Raw genomic sequence first — 15527 nt, 5'->3', positions numbered from 1 at the left:
AATGAACCAGAAGCGGATCGCGATCATCGGCGGCGGCCCGGCGGGTCTCGCGGCTGCCGAACTGCTTTCCCGTTCCGGTCATGCGGTGACGGTCTACGACGCCATGCCGACCTTTGCCCGCAAGTTCCTGCTGGCCGGCAAGTCCGGTCTCAACATCACCCATTCCGAGGATTATGCCCGTTTCACCACGCGCTTCGGAGCGGCCTCCCCCCGTCTGCGCCCCGCTCTTGATGCCTTTACCCCTGACGATATCAGGAATTGGGCGGCAGGGCTCGGGACCGAGACCTTCGTCGGCTCGTCCGGCCGGGTTTTCCCGAAGGTGATGAAGGCCTCACCTTTGTTGCGCGCCTGGCTCAAGCGGCTGGAGGCGCAGGGCACTGCGCTGCGCACCCGCCACCGCTGGACCGGTTTTGCCGAAGATGGTTATGCTTTCGAAACACTCGAAGGGCGCAGCATCGTCCATTGCGACGCAGCCCTGCTGGCGCTCGGCGGCGCCAGCTGGCCGCGCCTCGGCTCCGATGCAAGCTGGCTGCCCTGGATATCGGAGAGGGGCGTTGAGATCGAACCCTTCAAGCCCGCCAATTGCGGCTTCGTCGTCGGCTGGAGCGGAAGCTTCCGCGAGCGTTTCGCCGGAGTGCCGGTAAAGTCGGCCACCGCAACATCCGAAGCCGGCACGTTTCCCGGCGAATTTGTCATCACCGAGAGCGGCATCGAGGGTAGCCTCGTCTATATCCATACGGCCGCGTTGCGCGATCGGCTGCTGAACCATGGCAGCGCCGTCCTGACGCTCGACCTCGCACCCGGCCGCACCGTCGCCAGGCTGAGCCGCGACCTTGCCCGGCAGGACGCCAAATCGAGCTTTGCAAACCGCCTGCGCAAGGGCGCCGGCCTCGACGGCGTCAAGGCGGCGCTGCTGCGCGAACTCGCTCCCGAGCGCGACCGAACCGATCCGGAGCGTCTCGCCGGCATGATCAAGGCCCTGCCGGTGCCGGTGATCGAAACCCGGCCGATCGCCGAGGCGATCTCGTCGGCCGGCGGCGTCCGTTGGAGCGGCATCGACGAAAACTACATGTTGAAGGCACTGCCGGGCACCTTCGTCGCCGGTGAGATGCTCGACTGGGAGGCGCCGACCGGCGGCTATCTCCTCACCGCCTGCCTGGCGACCGGCCGGGCGGCAGCCCGCGGCATCGAAGCCTGGCTGCAGCGCAGAGCATGATGCCGAAAAGTGTGATCGGTTTTCGGACGACATCATGCTCCAACTATATAATTTAGAACAGGATTCAGATTTTAGGCCGACCTGGCCTAAAATCATCCTGTTCTAAACGCAGGCAGTCATCAGCACCGAGTAAGGTCATCTCTCGATCAGGCCGAGGCCGGGTGGAATGTCATAGCGAGCCCATTTATGCAGTAGCGAAGCCCGGTTGGCTTCGGGCCGTCATCGAAGACATGGCCGAGATGCCCACCGCAGCGGCTGCAGTGCACGGCGTTGCGCACCATGCCGAAAGTCGTGTCGCTCGTGGTGCCGACGGCTTTTTCGAGCGGCGCCCAAAAGCTCGGCCAGCCGGTGCCACTGTCAAATTTGGTGGTCGAGGAAAAGAGGTCCTGGTTGCAGCCGGCGCAGGCGAAATTGCCCTTTCGCTCCTCATGCAGCAAGGCACTGGTGAAGGGATGTTCCGTCCCCGCCTGGCGCAGGACGACATATTGATCCGGCGTCAGCAGCTTGCGCCATTCCTCCTCGGTGTGGGTCACCGCAAACGTCTCGGCGGCGATCGCCTTGCCGGCCAGGCCCAGGTGAACCGCAAACGCCCCAAAAGCGGCGCCCATCAGCAACAATCGTCTATTCAGCATGGTCGGATCTCCTCGTCTGGCAAACCTTGCTTCCGTACAGAACTGCGAGAGCGAGGGTCTTTTGTTACGCCATGGCCGCCAAAACACCGAAATGTGATTTCCGCCACTTTCGTCAGGAAGCCCCGCATGCTGACAACCGCCAGTGCCAGCCGATTGCAAACCAGCCGCTTTTCCATCAGAATGTGCTGAAGTTCGGTGGGAGGAGCCGATGCACGAACACTCAGCACATGCCGAGCACGTCTACACGTCTGCCCAGCGCGACTCTGCGGCGGCCAGTTCTCCTGTGGTTGCCTCATGGCGGCGGTGCATGACCATGCACCAGCTCGCCCCCGAGGACCAGCGGGCTCCACTCCGCCTTACCGACCAGGAATTCCGCCGTGCGCGCGAGCAGTCCGAACAGCTGATCGCCAGCGCGACGGAAGAGCTCGATCGTCTCTTTACCACCGTTGGCAGGGCCGGTTGCTGCCTGCTTCTGACCGACAAGAACGGCATCGCGCTGGAGCGCCGGGGGGCTGCTGGAGACGACAAGGAATTTCGCGAACTCGGCCTGTGGACCGGCTCGGTCTGGACCGAGGCCAGCATCGGCACCAATGGCATCGGCACCGCACTTGCCGACGAGCGTGCCGTCGCCATTTTCCGCGATCAGCATTTTTTCTGCTCGAACACCAGCCTCAGCTGCACGACGGCGCCGATCCGCGATCATCGTGGCCGGCTGGCCGCAGCGCTGGACATCTCCACCTGCCGCGAAGACGTCAACGAGATGACGCTGGCGATCCTGACGCAGACCGTGCGCGATGCGGCGATGCGCATCGAGCTCAACCTTTTTCGCTCGGCCTTTACAGGCGCCCGTTTCCTGGTGGTTCCGGCCGGCGCCAATTCCGCCGCCGCCCTGCTTGCCGTCGACAGGCACGATCTGGTGCTCGGCGCAACGCGCGCCGCCCGCATCGCGTTGCAGCTGGACGACAAACGCATCGCCGCCGGCATTCCTGCCGCCGATGCTCTGCACGAGGCCGGCGTCTCCCAGCAGGACGAGATCGTCGAGGCGGAAAAAGCGGCTCTGCTTCGGGCGCTGTCGCGTGCAAGCGGCAATGTCTCGCAGGCGGCGATCGCCCTCGGCATCAGCCGCGCCACGTTGCACAGGAAGATGAAAAAGCTCGACCTCCACTGATCAAGGTTCGCCGCCCGCAATCGTGACGCGATGCTGTCGCAGGTCTGCGACACTGTGCGCTGCGGTATGGAAGACCCGCCCTATTCCCTCCGCCAAAATATGCACATTTTCCTCCCACTGGTTTCGCTTGGGAACCTGGATCATCAAGGGAGGATGACATGCTTCATCAGAAAATCGTCGAGTCGCCGTTCAAGCTGAAATACGGCAACTATATCGGCGGCGAATGGCGCGAGCCGGTCGAGGGAAAATACTTCGAAAACCTGACGCCCGTCACCGGCGGCAAACTCTGCGACATTCCCCGCTCCAATGAAAAGGACATCAATCTTGCGCTCGACGCCGCCCATGCGGCGAAGGAAAAATGGGGCCGCACCTCCGCTGCCGAGCGCTCCAATATCCTCATGAAGATCGCCCAGCGCATGGAAGACAAGCTGGAATTGCTCGCCCAGGCCGAGACCTGGGACAACGGCAAGCCGATCCGCGAAACCATGGCGGCCGACATTCCGCTGGCGATCGACCACTTCCGCTATTTCGCCTCCTGCATTCGCGCCCAGGAAGGTTCGATCGGCGAGATCGACCACGATACCGTCGCCTATCACTTCCATGAGCCGCTCGGCGTCGTCGGCCAGATCATTCCGTGGAACTTCCCGATCCTGATGGCGACCTGGAAGCTGGCACCTGCGCTTGCCGCCGGCAACTGCGTCGTGCTGAAGCCCGCCGAGCAGACACCGGCCTCGATCCTGCTCTGGGCCGAACTCGTCGGCGATCTCCTGCCACCCGGCGTGCTCAACATTGTCAACGGTTTCGGCCTCGAAGCCGGCAAGCCGCTGGCGACCAGCCAGCGCGTCGCCAAGATTGCCTTCACCGGCGAGACGACGACAGGCCGGTTGATCATGCAATATGCCAGCCAGAACCTCATTCCGGTGACACTGGAGCTCGGCGGCAAATCGCCGAACATCTTCTTCGCCGATGTGATGGCCGAAGACGACGACTTCCTCGACAAGGCGCTCGAAGGCTTTGCGATGTTTGCCCTCAACCAAGGCGAAGTCTGCACCTGCCCGAGCCGCGCCCTCGTCCAGGAATCGATCTACGACCGCTTCATGGAAAAGGCCGTCAAACGCGTCGAGGCGATCAAGCAGGGCAACCCGCTCGACACCGCGACAATGATCGGCGCTCAGGCTTCGACGGAGCAGCTGGAAAAGATCCTCGCCTATCTCGACATCGGCAAGCAGGAAGGCGCGGAAGTGCTGACCGGCGGCTCGCGCAACGATCTCGGCGGCGAGTTGGCGAATGGCTATTATGTCAAGCCGACGATCTTCAAAGGTCACAACAAGATGCGTGTGTTCCAGGAAGAAATCTTCGGACCGGTTGTTTCGGTCACGACCTTCAAGAACGAGAAGGAAGCGCTCGAAATCGCCAACGACACGCTCTACGGTCTCGGCGCCGGTGTCTGGAGCCGCGACGCCAATCGCTGCTACCGCTTCGGCCGCGAGATTCAGGCCGGCCGGGTCTGGACCAACTGCTATCACGCCTACCCGGCCCATGCCGCCTTCGGCGGCTACAAGCAGTCGGGCATCGGCCGCGAAACCCACAAGATGATGCTCGACCACTACCAGCAGACCAAGAACATGCTGGTGAGCTACAGCCCGAAGGCACTCGGCTTCTTTTGAGATGCTTTCGCGTGGTGGAAGGTCCCAAACCCCTCCCCAACCCCTCCCCACAAGGGGGAGGGGCTTAACGTGCGGCCCTTGCCGTATTCACTCTTGAGCGCAGCATATGCAGCCGGCTTGTTGTTTTACGAGCCGGTGCCACAGCTTAGCCCCTCCCCCTTGTGGGGAGGGGTTGGGGAGGGGAATTCTCCTCTCCAAACTTTGGAGCAAGAACAATGGAAACCACCGTCAATGGCGAACTGCGTGTTCTCGCAACCGACGCAGCTCTCGATTTGATTGCAGAAATCAAACGGGATCATCCCGATATCCTCTTCCACCAGTCCGGCGGCTGCTGCGACGGCTCCTCGCCGATGTGTTATCCGGCTAACGAATTCATGATCGGCGACAGCGACGTCAGGCTCGGCGAGATCGGCGGCGTATCGGTCTATATTAGCGCCAGCCAGTTCGAGGCATGGAAGCATACGCAGCTGATCATCGACGTCGTGCCCGGCCGCGGCGGCATGTTCTCGCTCGACAATGGCCGCGAGAAACGCTTCCTCACCCGCTCCCGCCTCTTCGGCGGCGGCGAGGCTTGCACGGTGCCTGATGTGAAGGTCAGGGCGATCTGATGCCGTCGCCTTATCGGGTGCGAATTTCGCCTGTAGTATTCCCATAGTACCTGCTCCCGGCAGCTCTTTGCTAATCTCAGCCAGTTGGTTTCAAAGGGAGGAAACGATGCCAGCCTCAAAGATCCTGATGATCACCGGTGATTTCACCGAAGATTACGAAACGATGGTGCCGTTCCAGACGCTGCTCGCCTGCGGCTACACGGTCGATGCCGTCTGCCCCGGCAAGAAGGCCGGCGACACCGTCGCCACCGCCATCCACGATTTCGAAGGCGACCAGACCTATTCCGAAAAACGTGGCCATAATTTTGCGCTGAACGCCACTTTCGACAGCGTGCGCGCCGAAGATTACGATGCCCTCGTCATCCCCGGCGGCCGTGCGCCCGAATACCTGCGCCTCAACGCCGACGTCATCAAAGCCGTGCGGCACTTCTTCGACGCCGGAAAACCCGTTGCCGCCATTTGCCACGGCGCGCAACTGCTTGCCGCTGCCGGTGTGCTGAAGGGCCGAACTTGCTCGGCCTATCCCGCCTGCCGGCCGGAAGTCGAACTTGCCGGCGGCATCTATGCCGACATCGCAATCACCGATGCAGTCTCGGACGGCAATCTGGTCACGGCGCCCGCCTGGCCGGCGCATCCGTCGTGGCTGCGCCAGTTCATGGCTGTGCTCGATGCCGCAGCACTGCTCGAAACCAACGCCGCCTGAGGAGGGCTGCACTGGGGAGGACGATATGTGTGAACTCTTCATCAAGGCGGATGCACGGCTCTGGGAAAGCACCACCCGGTCGCTGCGCATCGACGGCATGGTCACCAGCGTCAGGCTGGAGAACTTCTTCTGGGCGAAGCTGGAGGAAATCGCCCGGCGCGATGGCATGAATGTGGTCCAGCTGATCACCCGGCTGCATCATGAATCGATCGATGCCGGCCACGATCTCGGCAACTTCACGTCCTTCCTGCGGGTCTGCTGCGCTCGCTATCTCGACCTGCAGCTCACCGGCGACATTCCGGCCGATGTCACCCGTCCGATCTCAGGCCTCGACGCACCTGTCATCCTCGGCCGAGAACGGGCGAAATATCACTGAAATCAGGTCGGACAGACGATCAAAGACGAACGGCCCGCGGATAGCTCCGCGGGCCGTTCCGCAAAGATCTGACCTTGTCTTAGCCGGCGGGCTTGCGCTGCCGCGCAGCCTGGATCAACAATGCGCGGCACCGTCCAGCGCGGGCACGTCGGGAGATCGATTGCCATGAACGAACAGAAAGCAGTGATCGTGACGGGAGCCGGCGGCAACCTCGGTAGCGCCGTTGTCCGCGAGCTTGCCAGCGCCGGCGCAAAACTCGTCTGCATGAACCGTTCGAGTCATGAGCTGGAAGCCTTGGCCGGCGATCTTCCAGCTTCCGCCGAATTTCTGTCGATCGCGGGAACGGATCTCACCGATTATGCCTCCTGCGCCGCCGCTGTCGCCCGGGCCGTCAAGCGCTTCGGCGGCGTCAGCGCGTTGGTCAACACCGTCGGCGGTTTCCAGATGGGACCGGTCGGGCCGGAGGCGCCCGCGCAGTGGGAGACGATGATGACCGCAAACGCCCGCACTGCCCTGACGATCAGCGCGGCGGTTCTCCCGACCATGAAGGCCGCCGGCTACGGCCGCATCGTTCATATAGCTGCTGCACCCGGCCTGAAGGCCGGTGCGAAGCAGGCCGCTTACGCCGCCTCGAAAGCCGCCGTCATCCGGCTGACCGAGGCGATCGCTGCCGAATGCCGCGACGACCGCATCACCGCCAACTGCATCCTGCCGGGGACGATCGACACGCCCGAGAACCGCGCGGCCATGCCCGATGCGAAGACGGACGGCTGGGTATCGCCGCAAGCGATCGCCCGCCTCATCGCCTTTCTGATTTCGCCGGCCGCAGCCGTCGTCACCGGCGCGGCAATCCCGGCGACCGGCCGCGAATGACGGAGGGTCCGGCATTGCGCACTGTCGGCGCAGCCAGCCTAATGCGCGAGGAATGGTTCCTGGGCGTCAGCGTCGTGACGAGCCTGGCATTTCTTGTTTTCCAGGAGCAGCTCTTCGGGCAGCTTTCCGATCCGCTTTGGTTCACTGTCGTTTTCGCGTGGCTGTTCGCTGCCGTCCTTGGCTCCGCTTTGTCGGTTGTCCGGCACGCGGATCATTTGGCTGAGCGGCTGAAGGAGCCCTACGGCACGCTCATTCTGACGCTTGCCATCACCTCGATCGAGGTGATGGCAATATCAGCCGTCATGCTTCACGGCGAGAACAATCCCACGCTTGCGCGCGATACCCTGTTCGCAGTCGTCATGATCATCCTGAACGGCATGGTCGGCCTGTCCTTGCTGCTGGGCGCATGGCGGCGACCGGAACAACAGCATAACCTGCAGGGCGCCAACGCCTATCTCGGGGTCATCGTACCCCTTGCGACCCTGAGCCTGGTGATGCCGACATTTCTTGCGGGGCCGGAAGGACAGCATCCATCTGCACCGAGACAACTGATACTGGGTATAATATCGGTCGGCCTTTACGCTACGTTTCTGTTTCTTCAGGCTGGCCGCCATCGGGACTATTTCACTGACGACAGCAACCGTCACGAGCCCATTGGCGAACGGGTCCCTCGCCATCGACCCGTCTGGCCTCATGCCATTCTGCTTTTCGCCTATATGGGTCCTGTCGTCTTTCTAGTCGAACAGCTTGCCCGGCCGATCGATTACATTATCGAAACCCTGCATGCTCCAACCGCATTTGGCGGTGTTGTCATGGCCATCCTTGTCGCGACGCCTGAGGCAATCAGCGCCGTGCGTGCGTCGATCGCCAATAATCTTCAGCGCTCCGTCAATATTTTCCTTGGTTCGGTGCTGTCGACGATCGGGCTGACGGTGCCGGCGATGCTCGTTGTCAGTCAGCTCTACGGACACCCCGTGACACTCGGCCTGGAGCATGGAGATCTGGTGATGCTCTTGCTCACTCTTGCCGTCAGCATCATCACCTTTGCGAGCGGCCGCACGCATCTCATGCAAGGCGCTGTCCATCTGGTGCTTTTCCTCGCTTACGTGTTGCTGATTTTCCAGCAATGAGCCCGCCCGATGGCGACCGCGCGAGATCAGGAAAGTAAAGTTCCGCACTTTGCCTGTCTTCCGCTATGATGACGGGTGCTATTGCACAGCTTGCAAGCAATCGCGGTGGCTGCAGGACCTACGCGGCGATACGGAGACCGGACTTGGGCTCACTGTTGGTTGGCGGCCTTATATTTGTTTTTCTGTCGATGGCGACGTCGATAGGATTGATGGTGCGTGCCCGATTGCCCAATCACCATCTCAATGCGGAATCCAAGGACGTCATCAGGCTGGCGACCGCAGTGGTGGGAACGCTGTCGGCCTTGGCGCTCGGCCTTCTGATCGCATCCGCCAAGTCGTCCTATGACAATGCCGAAGTGGAGATGCGAACGGCGGCCGCACGGATACTGCTGCTTGACCGCGTCATGGCGCAATACGGGCCGGAAACCGACAATGCACGTCAATTGCTGCGTGAACTCATCGAGAAACGCCTGAGCCGCGGCTGGACTGCCGAAACCACCGACGAGACATCCGGCAAGGCACTGGGAGAATATCAGGATATAGAGTCGGTTCAAAGCGACCTTCGATCCCTCGCACCGAAGGATGCGGTGCAGCGCTCTCTCCAGGCGCGCGCTCTTGAGGTGAGCGGCATGGTGGCCGAAACCCACTGGCTTCTGGTCGAATCCGGCAAGGAAGGTCTGCCCTGGGCTTTCCTTACGGTTCTCGTCTGTTGGCTTGCGCTGCTTTTTGCGACCTTCGGGCTGCAGGCGCCAGCCAATCCGACGGTGTTGTCAATTCTGCTTGTCTGCGCCCTGTCCGTCGCTGGCGCGATCTTCCTGATTGCGGATATGGCCAACCCATATGTCGGGCTGGTCCATGTTTCGGATGCGCCTTTGCGGTCCGCCATAGAGCGCCTCGGGAAACCCTAGTCACGTCGTGCTGGCCGTCGAGGATGAGTTTCGACACAGTTTAATTGTGCACCAGCAGCTATTGCAATTTTTAGCAATGCCGCGACATAATATCGCAGGCCCGGAACTCTTCGGAGAGGGGTTGTCTCCGCCGAGGCTCGCATGAAGGCTACAGCGCCGCGCGTCTTTTCAGACGCGCAAAGGACGCTGTTCTCTCTGACATTACTGCATAATTCATCAAATCAATTCGATTTGATGAATTATGCAGCAGGCTCGTAAACATCGGGGCGGCGGCAATGCGTGTGAGATTGTATCAGGGTCTGCACCTGTCTGTGGTGCTCGCCGGCATGGCAATTCTCGCTGGCTGCGAGGGAAGCGGCAACACCTACGTTCCCCCTCCTCCACCTGCGGTTCGTGTGGCACAGCCGGTCCAGCAGCCGGTAACCCTCTATTTCGAACTCACCGGCAATACGGCGCCGCTCAATTCGGTCGATATCGAGGCGCGCGTTCAAGGCTATGTCCAATCCATCGACTATCAGGACGGCATGACGGTGACGAAGGGTACCAAGCTCTTCGGCATCGAGCGCAACACCTATCAGGCGCAATTGGACCAGGCGAAGGCATCGCTCGCCTCGCAACAGGCGTCTCAGGTCGGCGCGAAGCAGGAATACGACCGACAGCTCAATCTGTCGAAGCAACAAGTCACAACGCAGACCGCCGTCGACAGCGCCAAGGCAACGCTCGACGAGGCGAATGCATCCATCCTCAACGCTCAGGCTAATCTCGATCTCGCGACGATCAACCTCGGATATACCGAAGTGCTTGCCCCCTTCGACGGTACCGTCACCGATCACCTCGTCGATATCGGCGCACTTGTCGGCGTATCAGGCCCCACCAAGCTTGCCAGCATCGTTCAGACGGATCCGCTTTATGCCTATTTCAACGTCAGCGAAACACAGGTGCTGATGATCAAGGAAACGCTGGCAAAGCAGGGACACACCTTCAAGCAGACGGATCTTCCAAGTATCCCGGCGGAGATCGGCCTGCAGACGGAAGAAGGTTATCCGCACAAGGGTCATCTCGATTACGTATCGCCGCAGCTCGATGCCTCCACAGGCACGCTTCAGGTGCGAGCCGTCTTCGACAACAAGGACCGCGCCATGCTGCCCGGTCTCTTCGTGCGCGTCCGGGTGCCGGTCGGCCATAACGACAAGGCTCTCCTGGTGCGCGACGATGCGATCGGAACGAGCCAGCTGGGCCGCTACCTGCTCGTTCTCGGTAAGGACGACGTCGTCGAGCAGAAGCAGGTCAAGACTGGCCAGCGAGAAGGTGCGCTCCGTGTCATCGATTCCGGCCTCGATCCCGCCGACTGGGTCGTAACCCAAGGTATCCAGCAGGCCATCCCCGGCAGCAAGGTCACGCCCGAGAAGATCGAAATGAACCCACCGGCAGCTGCCACCGGCGATGCCAAGGCCAAGACCACCACGCAATGAATCCGCCGCCATGCTTCATCTGAACGTCTAAGGACAACAGCATGATCTCGCGTTTCTTCATCGAGCGACCGATACTCGCCAATGTTCTGGCATTGGTTTTCGTGCTCATCGGCGCGGTGGCCCTGTTCCAGCTGCCTGTGGCGCAATATCCGAATGTCGTTCCGCCGACGGTGCAGGTGACGACGCGCTTCCCGGGCGCCAGCGCACAGACCCTCGTCGATACCGTCGCGCTGCCGATCGAGCAGCAAGTCAACGGCGTGCAGGACATGCTCTATATGCAGTCGACGAGCGCCAGCGACGGCACTTATTCGCTGACCGTGACCTTTGCCATCGGAACGGATCCGGACCAGGCCCAGGTTCTGGTGCAAAATCGCGTTGCCATTGCGATGTCATCGCTTCCCGAAGCGGTGCAGCTTCAGGGCGTGACGACGCAAAAGAAATCGACGGCGATCCTCGGCTTCGTCAGCTTGACCTCGCCCGATAGCCGCTATGACAGCCTTTTCCTGTCGAACTACGCCGTCATCAATCTGCAGAATGAACTCGCCCGCCTGCCGGGTGTCGGCAACGTCACCGTGTTCGGTGCCGGCCAATATGCTATGCGCATCTGGATGGATCCGAACCTGCTGCAGGCACGCGGCCTGACGCCGCAGGATGTGGTCAGCGTCGTGCAGCAGCAGAGCCAGGAGGTCGCCGCCGGCCAGATCGGCATTCCGCCAGTGCCGAAGGGGCAGGTCTTCCAATACACGCTGAACGTCAATGGCCGATTGAACGAGGCGGCCGACTACGAAAACATCGTCGTCAAGGTCGAGAGCGGACAGGGCGGCCGCGTCACCCGCATTCGCGATATCGGCCGCGTCGAACTCGGCGCCCAGACCTACAGTCAGTCCTTCATGCAGAACGGCCGGCCGGCAGCCGGTATCGGCATTTTTCAGCTGCCGGAGGCGAATGCCATCGCGGTGGCACAGGCAGTGAACACGAAAATGCAGGAGCTCTCGAAGAGCTTCCCGCCGGGCCTCCAATATCACGTGCCGTTCGACACGACGAAATTCGTCGAGGCTTCCATCGACGAAGTTTACGTCACCTTGATCGAGGCCGGCATTCTCGTTCTCATCGTCATTCTCGTTTTCCTGCAGGATTGGCGGGCGATGCTCGTGCCGGCGACCACAGTTCCGGTCACCATCATCGGCGCCTTCGCGGCCATGGCGGCACTGGGCTTCACCGTCAACCTGTCGACACTGTTTGCCATCGTTCTCGCCATCGGCATCGTCGTCGATGATGCCATTGTCATCGTCGAAGGTGTCGCGCGACGCATCGAAGCGGGCATGTCCGGCCGAAAGGCGGCCGAAAAGGCGATGGAGGAACTGCTCGGCCCGGTTATTGGCATCACGCTGGTGCTGATGGCGGTTTTCATTCCGGCCGCCTTCTTGCCCGGCCTGACCGGACAGCTCTATCGGCAATTCGCCCTCGTTATAGCCGCCACTGCGCTGATCAGCGCCATCAATGCCGTCACGCTGAAACCGACGCAATGCGCCCTTTGGCTGCGGCCACCAGTCCCGCCCGAGAAACGCAACATCTTCTATCGCGGCTTCAGCAGGGTTTATGACAGGGGTGAACGCAGCTATGCAGGGCTGATCGGATCGATGACCCGCCACAGCGGCATCATGGTCATAGCAGCACTTGCGCTGATCGGTGTCGCCGTCTGGGGGCTCGCCCGTCTGCCGACTGCGTTTCTGCCCATCGAGGATCAAGGCTATGTGCTGATCAGTGCGCAGCTGCCCGACGGCGCATCGAAGGAGCGCACAGACGCGGTGATGGAAGAGGTCGGCAAGATCGCCGAAGCCACACCTGGTGTCGATCAGGTACTGACCATCAGCGGCGTCTCGGTTCTCGACAACAATGCCAGTCTGCAGAATGCCGGCGTCGCCTATGTCGTGCTGAAGGACTGGGACCAGCGCGGCAAGGAAAAGGGGCAGGATCTGCTGTCGATCTACCAGCATTTGAACGGCGCGCTGCAAAGCGTGCTGGCCGCCAAGACGCTGGTGGTCGTGCCGCCTCCGATCCAGGGCGTCGGCAATGCCAGCGGCTTTACCATGCAGGTCGAGATCAGGAACGGCATTTCCGACTACCCGCTACTGCAATCGCTTGCCGACACGATCGTCAAGAACGGCAGTGCCCAATCGTCGCTGCAAAGGCTGAGCACGCCTTTTCGCTCGAACGTGCCGCAACTTGCCGTTTCCGTCGATCGGATCAAGGCGGAGACACTGGGAATTACGGTGAGCCAAGTCTTCTCCGCTCTCTCCGGCTATGTCGGATCGAGCTATGTCACCCAGTTCAACAAATTTGGCCGCACCTTCCAGGTCTATGCGCAAGCCGCTTCCGATTTCCGGGTCAGCGCTGAAGACATCCGCAAACTGAAGGTCAAGGCCGGCGATGGGACGATGGTGCCGCTCGGCACGGTCGTCGATGTCACGGCGACACAAGGCCCCTCCCTGATCAGCCTCTACAATCTCTACCCGTCCGCAACGATCGTTGGCGGGCCTGCCGCCGGCTTCAGTTCCGGCCAATCGCTCGACGTCATGGAGCAGATTGCCGATCGCACATTACCGCCGGGTACAGGCTTCGAATGGACGGCGCTGTCCTATCAGGAGAAGGCCGTGGGCGGGCAGATCTATTTCATCTTCGCGCTTGCCATGCTCCTCGTCTATTTCGTGCTCGCGGGCCAGTATGAAAGCTGGGTCTTGCCGCTGGCAGTCCTTCTCGCCGTGCCGCTCGCTCTCCTCGGCACGGTGGCAGCGCTTATGGCAGCCGGTGTCGCCAACAACCTCTATACGCAGATCGGCCTTATCCTGCTGATCGCGCTTGCATCGAAGAATGCCATCCTCATCGTCGAATATGCTAGGGAAAGGCGGGCGGAAGGCATGGAAATACTGGATGCGGCCGTCGAGGCCGCCCGCTTGCGTTTCCGGCCAATTCTGATGACGTCCTTCGCCTTTATCCTCGGCGTCCTGCCGCTCGTGCTGGCGACGGGCGCCGGTGCATCCGCCCGCAAATCGATCGGCATATCGGTTTTCAGCGGCATGATCGCCTCGACCTGCCTCGCCGTGCTCTTCGTACCGTCCTTCTACGTCGTGTTGCAGCGCCTCGAGGAATATTGGAAAGGAAGCACAAAGACAGCAGGCCTGGCGGAGGCGGAGATGCCGAAGATTCAGTAAGGCTGTTGCAACAGTCTGTTGCGCAATCGCCTACGGTTTCGCGCGGAGGCAGGTTGCTGTTGAGGTCTCTGCGCAGCGCAAGTTTCGAACAGACGCTATAATCCCGAAGTCAGGACCCGGTGGCATGCAGGCGACACGCGTTGCAAATTGTCCCGCAGGCAAGCCATAGCCCGCCCTCCGCCCAAAGGCACCATGCGACACAGCGCCTGAAAATCCGATCCGCAGGTTTCGCGCAGGATCATCAGTTCCTCGCGCGGCGAGAAGGCCGGCATCATGGCTCGAGGAGCAGGTGTGGTCGCAACCGTCGCAGCAGCACCGCCGGTGGCTGGGGTTGATCCGGCTGATCCTCCCCCCGCTGATCCTCCCAAGGCCGCAACGGCTTGCTGACACGGCGCCGATAGGGTGGCATTGTGCTGTTGCAAGCAAGTGAGTGCCTCGGTACCGCCCGGTGTAACGCCGGAGCATTGCGCCATGAAATCGCGTTGGCAGGCCGATTTGACGGCGCTGCGTTGCGCCTGGGTCGGCTGATGCGCCGGTACGCCCGTCGCCGGTGCCGGGCTGGTCGCCCCAGTGGTCACGGGTGCGGCCGGGGTCGGCTCCGCGGATGTCGACTTAGGTTTGCTTATCGCCGACACCGCCTTCCGGCAACCAGCCGAAAGCGTGGCGCTATGCTGCTGCAGACAAGTGAGCGCCTCGATACCGCCCGGCGTCACCCCTGAACATTGCGCCATGAAATCGGAGCGGCATTCCGCCCTGATCGCATTGCGCTGCTCTTCAGTCGGCGCCTGCGCGGACGCGACACCAGCAAAGAGCATCACTGCACAGAGCGCTGGCAATCCCGAGATACCAAACAGAAGACGACGCCGTCCATGCGGAGCCGTCAGCAGAGAAGATGCCCATTTTCGCATTATTCCTCCCCCTATAAATCTCTAATCTACTTCATGAAATCGAATACTCTTGCTGAATAGAATAACCAGCGCCCGCCAATTGGAGGGACGTTGCGTGCTGTTATGGAAATATTAAAATGCCGGCTCCACGTATATTAGAATATTATACTTTTATCAACTATTTACTCGTGCCTGAAAGTTGATCATACGCCCATTGAGATTTCTTTTGCTGCAGTGTCTCTGACCAGAAAAGACGCCATGGACCGACCGGGCATGCATTTACGACAGTTGGGGAACGAGGCTGAGTTTGCCGCAGCGGTTCCCAACGTCAAATCTTGCGTCGCCATGCCATTTCGCAAAAACAGCAAAGCCCCGGCCGTTTCTGCGGTCCGGGGCTTTGTTGTTTTGTCTATTTGGGAAGTATTTGGTTGCGGGGGCAGGATTTGAACCTGCGGCCTTCAGGTTATGGTCCGCAGGACGACGAGCTACCATCGCCAGCGAAGATGAAGTCTTCGCGCCAGCGATATTGCTCATGAGTGTATCTGGTAGGATTTGGTTGCGGGGGCAGGATTTGAACCTGCGGCCTTCAGGTTATGAGCCTGACGAGCTACCGGGCTGCTCCACCCCGCGCCTAGCGCAAATCCCGAAGGGATTTGTCGCGTCTGAGTAAACCGC

The 15527-nt window shown here is 61.1% G+C and carries 14 protein-coding genes and 1 tRNA gene; 11 read left to right on the top strand and 4 right to left on the bottom strand.

Features of this window, described 5'->3' with window-relative positions; translation table 11 throughout:
• Position 1 precedes the first annotated feature (1 nt).
• Positions 2-1216 (top strand): TIGR03862 family flavoprotein, encoded by a 1215-nt coding sequence (locus GFM02_RS34140; protein ID WP_168273293.1) that lies wholly within the window; start codon positions 2-4, stop codon positions 1214-1216.
• Between the two features lie 146 nt (positions 1217-1362).
• Here the strand turns inward: GFM02_RS34140 and msrB are convergent, their stop codons facing one another.
• Positions 1363-1848: a peptide-methionine (R)-S-oxide reductase MsrB gene (msrB, locus tag GFM02_RS34130; RefSeq protein WP_168273292.1), complete on the bottom strand. Its 486-nt coding sequence runs from the start codon at positions 1846-1848 to the stop codon at positions 1363-1365.
• Between the two features lie 208 nt (positions 1849-2056).
• On the opposite strand from msrB, the gene GFM02_RS34125 reads away from it, so the two are divergent.
• The 10 genes from GFM02_RS34125 to GFM02_RS34080 all read left to right on the top strand — a co-directional run bounded on the left by GFM02_RS34125 (position 2057) and on the right by GFM02_RS34080 (position 13965).
• A complete protein-coding gene (locus tag GFM02_RS34125; protein WP_168273291.1) occupies positions 2057-3016 on the top strand; it encodes a helix-turn-helix domain-containing protein in 960 nt (319 codons plus the stop codon).
• A gap of 158 nt (positions 3017-3174) precedes the next feature.
• Positions 3175-4683 carry an aldehyde dehydrogenase gene (gene adh, locus GFM02_RS34120; protein WP_017968031.1) on the top strand — a complete coding sequence of 503 codons (1509 nt, stop codon included), beginning with the start codon at positions 3175-3177 and terminating at the stop codon, positions 4681-4683.
• Between the two features lie 215 nt (positions 4684-4898).
• On the top strand, positions 4899-5291 hold the full coding sequence (locus GFM02_RS34115) for a DUF779 domain-containing protein (RefSeq protein WP_168273290.1): 393 nt from the start codon (positions 4899-4901) through the stop codon (positions 5289-5291).
• A gap of 106 nt (positions 5292-5397) precedes the next feature.
• The gene (locus tag GFM02_RS34110; RefSeq protein ID WP_168273289.1) at positions 5398-5994 is read left to right on the top strand and encodes a DJ-1/PfpI family protein; all 597 of its coding nucleotides are present in this window, start codon (positions 5398-5400) and stop codon (positions 5992-5994) included.
• A gap of 25 nt (positions 5995-6019) precedes the next feature.
• A complete protein-coding gene (locus tag GFM02_RS34105) occupies positions 6020-6370 on the top strand; it encodes a ribbon-helix-helix domain-containing protein (RefSeq protein ID WP_018495581.1) in 351 nt (116 codons plus the stop codon).
• Positions 6371-6535: 165 nt separating this feature from the next.
• Positions 6536-7243, top strand: a complete 708-nt coding sequence (locus GFM02_RS34100; protein ID WP_168273288.1) for an SDR family NAD(P)-dependent oxidoreductase — start codon at positions 6536-6538, stop codon at positions 7241-7243.
• Positions 7240-8373 (top strand): calcium:proton antiporter, encoded by a 1134-nt coding sequence (locus tag GFM02_RS34095; RefSeq protein WP_168273287.1) that lies wholly within the window; start codon positions 7240-7242, stop codon positions 8371-8373. The genes GFM02_RS34100 and GFM02_RS34095 overlap by 4 nt, the downstream gene beginning before the upstream one ends.
• Positions 8374-8516: 143 nt before the next feature.
• Entirely contained in the window at positions 8517-9281 is a 765-nt protein-coding gene (locus GFM02_RS34090; RefSeq protein WP_020051781.1) for a DUF4239 domain-containing protein, read from the top strand.
• Positions 9282-9556: 275 nt separating this feature from the next.
• Positions 9557-10753 (top strand): efflux RND transporter periplasmic adaptor subunit, encoded by a 1197-nt coding sequence (locus tag GFM02_RS34085; protein ID WP_168324159.1) that lies wholly within the window; start codon positions 9557-9559, stop codon positions 10751-10753.
• A 41-nt stretch (positions 10754-10794) separates the two neighbouring features.
• Positions 10795-13965, top strand: coding sequence for an efflux RND transporter permease subunit (locus GFM02_RS34080; protein ID WP_168324158.1), 3171 nt, complete (start codon positions 10795-10797; stop codon positions 13963-13965).
• 95 nt (positions 13966-14060) lie between these two features.
• Here the strand turns inward: GFM02_RS34080 and GFM02_RS34075 are convergent, their stop codons facing one another.
• From GFM02_RS34075 to GFM02_RS34065, 3 genes are all read right to left on the bottom strand, one after another.
• A complete protein-coding gene (locus GFM02_RS34075) occupies positions 14061-14873 on the bottom strand; it encodes a hypothetical protein (RefSeq protein WP_168324157.1) in 813 nt (270 codons plus the stop codon).
• Positions 14874-15131: 258 nt separating this feature from the next.
• Positions 15132-15386 (bottom strand): hypothetical protein, encoded by a 255-nt coding sequence (locus GFM02_RS34070; protein ID WP_168324156.1) that lies wholly within the window; start codon positions 15384-15386, stop codon positions 15132-15134.
• A gap of 19 nt (positions 15387-15405) precedes the next feature.
• Positions 15406-15482: transfer RNA gene (locus GFM02_RS34065), tRNA-Met, on the bottom strand.
• Positions 15483-15527: the final 45 nt, after the last annotated feature.

It is taken from the genome of Rhizobium leguminosarum bv. viciae (assembly GCF_012276115.1).
GTDB lineage: Bacteria > Pseudomonadota > Alphaproteobacteria > Rhizobiales > Rhizobiaceae > Rhizobium > Rhizobium leguminosarum_T.
Note: the sequence above shows the minus strand (reverse complement) of the source record. Positions and strands in the feature narration are given on the sequence as shown.

Excerpts from the sequence above, each read along its gene's own strand:
- adh (WP_017968031.1), top strand. The coding sequence starts at position 3,175 with ATGCTTCATCAGAAAATCGTCGAGTCGCCGTTCAAGCTGAAATACGGC.
- GFM02_RS34075 (WP_168324157.1), bottom strand. The coding sequence starts at position 14,873 with ATGCGAAAATGGGCATCTTCTCTGCTGACGGCTCCGCATGGACGGCGT.
- msrB (WP_168273292.1), bottom strand. The coding sequence starts at position 1,848 with ATGCTGAATAGACGATTGTTGCTGATGGGCGCCGCTTTTGGGGCGTTT.
- GFM02_RS34070 (WP_168324156.1), bottom strand. The coding sequence starts at position 15,386 with ATGAGCAATATCGCTGGCGCGAAGACTTCATCTTCGCTGGCGATGGTA.
- GFM02_RS34085 (WP_168324159.1), top strand. The coding sequence starts at position 9,557 with ATGCGTGTGAGATTGTATCAGGGTCTGCACCTGTCTGTGGTGCTCGCC.
- GFM02_RS34105 (WP_018495581.1), top strand. The coding sequence starts at position 6,020 with ATGTGTGAACTCTTCATCAAGGCGGATGCACGGCTCTGGGAAAGCACC.
- GFM02_RS34100 (WP_168273288.1), top strand. The coding sequence starts at position 6,536 with ATGAACGAACAGAAAGCAGTGATCGTGACGGGAGCCGGCGGCAACCTC.
- GFM02_RS34080 (WP_168324158.1), top strand. The coding sequence starts at position 10,795 with ATGATCTCGCGTTTCTTCATCGAGCGACCGATACTCGCCAATGTTCTG.
- GFM02_RS34110 (WP_168273289.1), top strand. The coding sequence starts at position 5,398 with ATGCCAGCCTCAAAGATCCTGATGATCACCGGTGATTTCACCGAAGAT.
- GFM02_RS34095 (WP_168273287.1), top strand. The coding sequence starts at position 7,240 with ATGACGGAGGGTCCGGCATTGCGCACTGTCGGCGCAGCCAGCCTAATG.
- GFM02_RS34140 (WP_168273293.1), top strand. The coding sequence starts at position 2 with ATGAACCAGAAGCGGATCGCGATCATCGGCGGCGGCCCGGCGGGTCTC.
- GFM02_RS34125 (WP_168273291.1), top strand. The coding sequence starts at position 2,057 with ATGCACGAACACTCAGCACATGCCGAGCACGTCTACACGTCTGCCCAG.
- GFM02_RS34115 (WP_168273290.1), top strand. The coding sequence starts at position 4,899 with ATGGAAACCACCGTCAATGGCGAACTGCGTGTTCTCGCAACCGACGCA.